The following is a 7,099-nucleotide window of genomic DNA, read 5'->3' on the forward strand; positions in this document are numbered from 1 at the left end:
CGGCCGGCTGATCCGGATCCAGCGGCACATACCCGCCCCCGGCCTCCACCACCGCATACATCCCCACCAGCAGATCGATCGACCGGCGCATCGCCAACCCCACCAGCGACTCCGGCCCCACCCCCACCGACACCAGATGCCGCGCCAACCGCCGCACCCGCCCGGCGAACTCCCCGTACGTCAGCGACACACCGTCGAACGTCACCGCCGGCGCCTGCGGCGACCGCCGCACCTGCTCCTCGAACAACCCCACCAACGTCACCGCCGGCACCGCATGCCCCGTGTCGTTCCACACCTCGAGCACCCGCGACCGCTCCCCCGGCTCGAGGATCTCCAGATCCCCCACCGCCACCGACGGATCGGCCACCACCTCCTCGAGCACCCGCACGAACCGCGCCGCGAACTCCGCCACCGTCGACGCATCGAACAGATCCGTCGCATAGGTGATCCCGACCGCGTACCCGACGGAATCGGCTGTCTCGGAGGTCGTTTCGGCGAGGGAGAACTGCAGGTCGAACCGGGCGGTCGCGGCGTCGAAGTCGAGGCCCGAGACGGTCAGGCCCGGCAGCTCGAGGGCTCCCGTCGCCTGGTTCTGGAAGGACAACATGACCTGGAACAGCGGGTGCCGCGCCGTCGACCGGGCGGGATTGAGCACCTCCACCAGCCGCTCGAACGGCACGTCCGCGTGCGCGAACGCGTCGAGGTCGGTGCCGCGCACCTGCGCGAGCAGGTCCTCGAAGGACTCCCCACCCTCGACCCGGGTCCGCAGCACCAGGGTGTTGACGAACATGCCGACGAGGTCGTCGAGTTCCTGCTCGCCGCGACCGGCCACCGGGGTGCCGACGGCGATGTCGTCGGTCCCCGACAACCGCGCCAGCAGCACCGACAGCGCCGCGTGCACCACCATGAACGGGGTGGCGTTGCGCTCACGTGCGACCCGTCCGATCGCGGCATGGAGTTCCGGTCCGAGCGAGAACTCGTGCACCGCACCCGCGTTGGAAGCAGACGCCGGCCGGGGACGGTCGGACGGCAGGTCGAGCTGGTCGGGCAGTCCGGCGAGCGCGCCGCTCCAGTACGCTTCCTGACTCGCGACGACCGAGTCCGGGTCGTCCTCCGAGCCGAGGATCTCCCGCTGCCACAACGCGTAGTCGGCGTACTGCACCGGCAGGGGCTCCCACTCCGGTTCGCCGCCGGTGGCCCGTGCCGAGTACGCCACCACCACGTCACGGGTGAGCGGCCCCATGGAGAAGCCGTCGGCCGCGATGTGGTGCACGACGAGGACGAGAACATGCTCGGTTGCGGACACCTCGAACAACCGCGCCCGGAACGGCACCTGCGTCGACACGTCGAACCCGGCCGAAGCCATCGTCAGGACCTCGGCGATCAGTTCGTTCTCCGAGGCCGGAATCGGCGACAGATCCGGAATCACCCGCGAGGTCGGCAACACCTGCTGGTACGCCACGCCGTCGGCGTCCGGATACACCGTCCGCAGGGATTCGTGCCGGGCGAGCACATCGGCGACCGCCACCTGCAGGGCGTGCCGGTCCAGCAACCCGGACAACCGGATGGCCAGCGGGATGTTGTTCACCGCGGAGTCCGGTTCGAATCGGTTCAGGAACCACATGCGGCGCTGCGCCAACGAGAGCGGAACCCGCTCGGGCCGCGGGCGTGCCACCAACGGCACCCGGCTGCCGGCGGAGTCGGCCTGCTCGAGACGGGCCGCGAGCGAGGCGACCGCCGAAGCCTCGAACAGGGTCCGCACCGGAACCGCCGTGCCGAGCGCGGCGGCGAGCCGGGAGATCACCTGCGTGGCGACCAGCGAGTTGCCGCCCAGTTCGAAGAAGTCGTCGTCCAGACCGACCCGTTCCACGCCGAGGACGTCGGCGAAGACCCGCGCGACGATCTCCTCGACCGGGGTCGTCGGAGCCCGGAAGACCCGGGCTTCCTGCTCCGGTTCCGGCAGTGCACGCCGGTCGAGCTTGCCGCCCGGCGTCAGCGGGATCGAGTTCAGGACCACGACCGCGTGCGGCACCATGTAGCTCGTCAGGAACTGTGCCACGGAGTCCTTCACGGCGGCGCCGTCGAGTTCGGTGCCCGGCTCGGGAACGACGTAGCCGACGAGCTGCTCACCCCGCTGCCCGTCCCGGCGCACCGTCGCAACCGCCTGGGCGACGCCGGCGCACCGCGCGAGAGCCGCTTCGATCTCACCGAGTTCGATCCGGAAACCGCGGATCTTCACCTGGTCGTCGGCCCGGCCGACGTACTCGACCACCCCGGTCGTCTCGTCCCCGGGGGAACCGGACCACCGCACCACGTCACCGGTCCGGTACATCCGGCTGCCGTCGGTGGCGTACGGATCGGCCACGAATCGCTCGGCGGTCAGCCCGGCCCGGCCCAGATACCCACGGGCCACCTGAATTCCCGCCAGGTACAGCTCGCCCGGAACACCCACGGGCACCGGCTGCAACCGGTCGTCGAGAACGAGTACCCGCATTCCGCGGACGGGGCCGCCCATCACCACCGGTTCGCCGGGTAGCAGGGCGTCACTGATGTTCGAGGCCACCGTCGACTCGGTGGGACCGTAGGCGTTGAAGAACGCGCGGCGCGATCCGTCGGGCAGGATCGTCGCCCAGCGTGCCACCAGGCCCGGGGAGCACGCCTCGCCGCCCGTGATCACCACGCGGACGCAGTCGAGGCCCTCGGGATCCACCGAGCCGAGGGCCGCGGGGGTCACGAAGGCATGGGTGACCGCCTCCCCGGCCAGCAGACCGGCGAGCTCGGCGCCGCCGTACACCGAGGTCGGCGCGACGACCATCGTCGCGCCCGCACCGAACGCCAGCAGCAGTTCGAGCACCGAGGCGTCGAAGCTCGGCGACGCGAAGTGCAACGTGCGGGAGTCGGCGGTGACCGCGTACCGCTCCACCTGTTCGGCGCAGAAGTTCACCACTCCGGCATGCGCGACCACGACGCCCTTCGGCGTGCCCGTCGTGCCGGAGGTGTAGATGACGTACGCCGGGTGTGCGGGAAGCAGGGAGCGCACGCGTTCGGCGTCGGCCACCGGTCCCGCCGGCAGTCCCGCGCCGGCCTCGATCGCTTCCTCGAGCACGAGCCACGGAACGGAATCCGGTAGCGTAGCGAAGGTTCCGGCTGTGGCGATCCCGAGCACCGCGCCGGAATCGGAGAGCATGTAGGCGATCCGCTCGGTCGGGTACGTCGGGTCCACGGGGACGAACGCGGCACCGGCCTTGACCACCGCCCACAACGCCGTGACGGACTCGATCGACCGGGGCACGGCCACGGCCACGCGGTCTTCCGGTCCCACACCACGGGAGATCAGCATCCGGGCCAGACGCGACGACGTCGCGTCCAGATCCCCGTACGACACCGACCGGCCGTCGAACCGCAGGGCCACGGCCGCCGGGTCGCGACGCGCGGCGAGGGCGAGGATCTCGGCGAGGGTGCCGCCGGCCTCCGCGGCGGCACCGTGCACGGACGTCAGTGCCTGTCGCTCCGGTGCCGAAAGGAGGGCCATGTCGCCCACGGCCCGTGCCGGGTCGGTGGCGACGGTCTCGAGCACCCGCAGCAACCGGCGCACGAGGGTCGCGACGGTCGGCTCGTCGAACAGGTCGGTGGCGTAGAGCAGGTCGCAGGCGAGACCACCGGGTTCGCCGTTCTCGTCCACGGTGTCGGCGAAGATGAACGACAGATCGTACTGCGACTGTTCGCGGTTCGCGGTCACGGGACTGATCGCGAGCTCACCCAGTTCGAGGCTGGTCTGTTCGAGATTCTGGAAGGCGAGCATCACCTGGAACAGCGGGTGATGGGACTGCGACCGGACCGGATCGAGTACCTCCACGAGCCGTTCGAACGGGACGTCCGCGTGACCGAAGGCGGCGAGGTCGGACTCGCGCACGCGCGCCAGCAACCGGGTGAAGGGCTCCCCCGGCTCGACCTCGGTGCGCAGCACGAGGGTGTTGACGAACATGCCGATCAGGTCGTCGAGTTCCTGCTCGCCGCGACCGGCGATCGGAGTGCCGATGGTGACGTCCGCCGAGCCCGACAGGCGGCTGAGGACCGCCGCCAGGGCGGCGTGCACCACCATGAACGGCGTCGTCCGGGTCTCGTGTGCCAGCCGGACGAGACCCCGGTGCACCGATTCGCCGACGGTGAAGGCATGCACCGCGGCACGGTTGCCGGCGACCGCCGGCCGCGGCCGATCCGTGGGCAGGTCCAGTCGCTCGGGTACGCCGTCGAGCCGACGTGTCCAGTACTCGATCTGCTGGGTGACGACCGACTGCGGGTCGTCCTCCGAGCCGAGGGCCTGTCGCTGCCAGATGGCGTAGTCGGCGTACTGGACGGTCAACGGCTCCCACGCCGGTGCCTCGTGCCGGGTCCGGGCGTCGTAGGCGACCATGACGTCCCGCGTGAGCGGACCCATCGAGAATCCGTCCGCGGCGATGTGGTGCACCACGAGCACCAGCACGTGCTCGGTGTCCGACACCCGCAGCAGACGTACGCGAACGGGCACCTCGGTGGTGACGTCGAATCCGGCCGAGACGATCTCCGCGACCGTCGGCACGATCTCGGACTCGCTCACCGCCGACGGCGTGAGCGCCGGGTTCACGTCAGAGGTGGGCAGCACCTGCTGGTAGCCGACGCCCTCCGTCTCGGGGTAGACGGTGCGCAGCACCTCGTGCCGGGTCACCACGTCCGCCACGGCCGCCCCGAGCGCGTCGACGTCGAGCGCCCCGGACAGTCTCAGGACGACCGTGATGTTGTTGACCGCCGAGCCGGGATCGAGGCGGTTGAGGAACCACATCCGCCGCTGCGCCAGCGACAACGGCACCCGTTCCGGCCGCACCTGCGGCACCAGCGGGGGCCGGTGGGAGTCGCCGGCGGCCATCGCCGCGTCGACGAGCGTGGCGAGCTGCGCGGCGGTCGGGGCGTCGAAGAACTCCCGTACGTCGATGCGGACCTTGTGGTCGGCGTTGATCCGCGCCACCACGCGCGTGGCGCTCAGTGAGTTGCCGCCCAGGGCGAAGAAGTCGTCGTCGACGCCGAGCCGCTCGACGCCGAGCACACTCTCGAACGCCGCGACGACCGTTTCCTCGGTGGGGGTGCTCGGTGCGCGGTATTCGGTTGCCAGAACGCTGAAGTCGGGCTCGGGCAGCGCTCCGCGGTCGAGCTTGCCCGACGCGTTGAGGGGAAACTCCGTCAGTTCCACGAACAGCGACGGCACCATGTAGTCCGGCAACCGCCGGCGCACGGCCGCAGCCAGCTCGGTGCGGTCGACCGGTTCACCGTCGGTGACGAGGTAACCGACGAGGTGATCGCCGAGCGTCTCGTCGGAGTGCACGACGACGACCGCCTGCCGGACCCCGGGGTGGTCGAGCAGGGCGGATTCGATCTCGCCGAGCTCGATGCGCAGGCCGCGCAGCTTGACCTGGAAGTCGGTGCGCCCGACGTACTCGATCAGACCGTCGGTGTTCCATTTGACCAGGTCACCGGTGCGGTACATGCGATCGCCCGGCGCACCGAACGGATCGGCGACGAAGCGGTCCGCCGTCAGGTCGGGCCGGCGCAGGTAGCCGCGTGCGAGCTGGATGCCCGCGAGGTACAGCTCTCCCTCGACCCCCTGCGGAACGGGCCGCAATCCCTCGTCGAGCACGTAGAGATCGGTGTCGGCCACGGCCGCACCGATGGGGACGACGGTGTCGTCGCCGTGGGTCTCGTAGTAGGTGACGTCGACCGCGGCCTCGGTCGGGCCGTACAGGTTGTGCAGCCCGGCCGTGGAGATCGCGTGGAACCGGGCGACGGTCTGCGCGGGCAGCGCCTCACCCGAGGCGAAGACGTACCGCAGCGAGGTGACGGCCGCGGCGGTCGGCTCGGCGAGGTAGACCGCGAGCATGGAGGGGACGAAGTGGGCGACGGTGACCCGGCGCTCGATCATGGTCTGCGCCAGGTAGGCGGGGTCGCGGTGACCGTCGGGCAGCGCGATCGACAGTCGCGCGCCCACCTGCAGCGGCCAGAAGAACTCCCACACCGACACGTCGAACGTGAAGGGCGTCTTCTGCAGCACGACGTCGTCGCCGCGCAGCCCGTACTCGGCCTGCCGCCAGGCGATGTTGGCGACGATGGCCCGGTGCTCGACGGCGACGCCCTTCGGACGGCCGGTGGAGCCCGAGGTGAAGATGACGTACGCGAGATCGTCGGCGGTCAGGGAGCCGAGCCGTTCGTCGTCGCGCACCGGGTCCGCGGACACGGCCGCGAGGTCGAGGGTGTCGACGAGGACCACGGGTACCGAGGCCGGCAGGTCCACGCGGTCCCGGGCGGTGGTGACCACCGCGACCGGTTCGGCGATGTCGAGGACGTAGGCGATGCGGTCCGCGGGGTGGTCCGGATCCAGCGGCACGTAGGCGCCGCCGGCCTTGACGACGGCGTACATGCCGACGAGCAGGTCGAAGGATCGCCGCATCGACAGGCCGACGCGGGTGTCCGGGCCCACGCCGAGCCCGATCAGGTGCCGCGCGAGCCGGTTGACGCGGGCGTCGAACTCCGCGTAGGTCAGGGTCTCGCCGTCGAATTCGAGGGCGACCGCGTCGGGGGTCGCCGCGACCTGCGCGTCGAACCGGCCCACGAGGGTGCCGAGGTCGGGTCCGGCGGGGGCCACGGCGGCGTCACCGAGGACGGCGGCGGCGTCGGCGAGGAGACCGTCGAGCACGGCGGGCAGCCCACCGTCGGCGAGGAGCCCGGGCGCGAGGTTGGACAGCACGACGGGGACCAGCGCCTCGATCCCGAGCACGCCTCCCATCGCGGCGTCGAGGGTGGCGATCTCCTGCTGGAGCCGGCTGTAGGTCAGCTGCGTGTCACCGTGGGCGAGGGCGACGCGGTCGGGCTCGCGGTCCACGACTCCGGCCAGCAACCGGGGCAGGTCTGCGATCGTCAGCGCCTGCTTGCCCGACATGCCTTCAGCCATCTACTTCATCCTCCGATACCTCTGCGTGTCGCGCACTGTCGTGCGCGCTCCGTCCGACCCCGTGGCACCCGGTGCCCACGGGGTCGGACGACAGTCGATGTTCGATTATCCCGGTCGGACCGA

At 71.0% G+C, this 7,099-nt stretch carries 1 protein-coding gene (running past one end of the window); it reads right to left on the minus strand.

All coding sequences use genetic code 11. From position 1 onward, the window contains the following. Positions 1–6,976 carry the beginning of a non-ribosomal peptide synthase/polyketide synthase gene (locus ACWPQI_RS16845; RefSeq protein WP_474738401.1) on the minus strand. Its footprint begins 22,568 nt before the window's first position, so the window shows 6,976 of its 29,544 coding nt (coding positions 1–6,976); its start codon is at positions 6,974–6,976; its stop codon lies beyond the left edge, outside the window. Positions 6,977–7,099: the final 123 nt, after the last annotated feature.

Source organism: Rhodococcus sp. LMD (assembly GCF_056108245.1).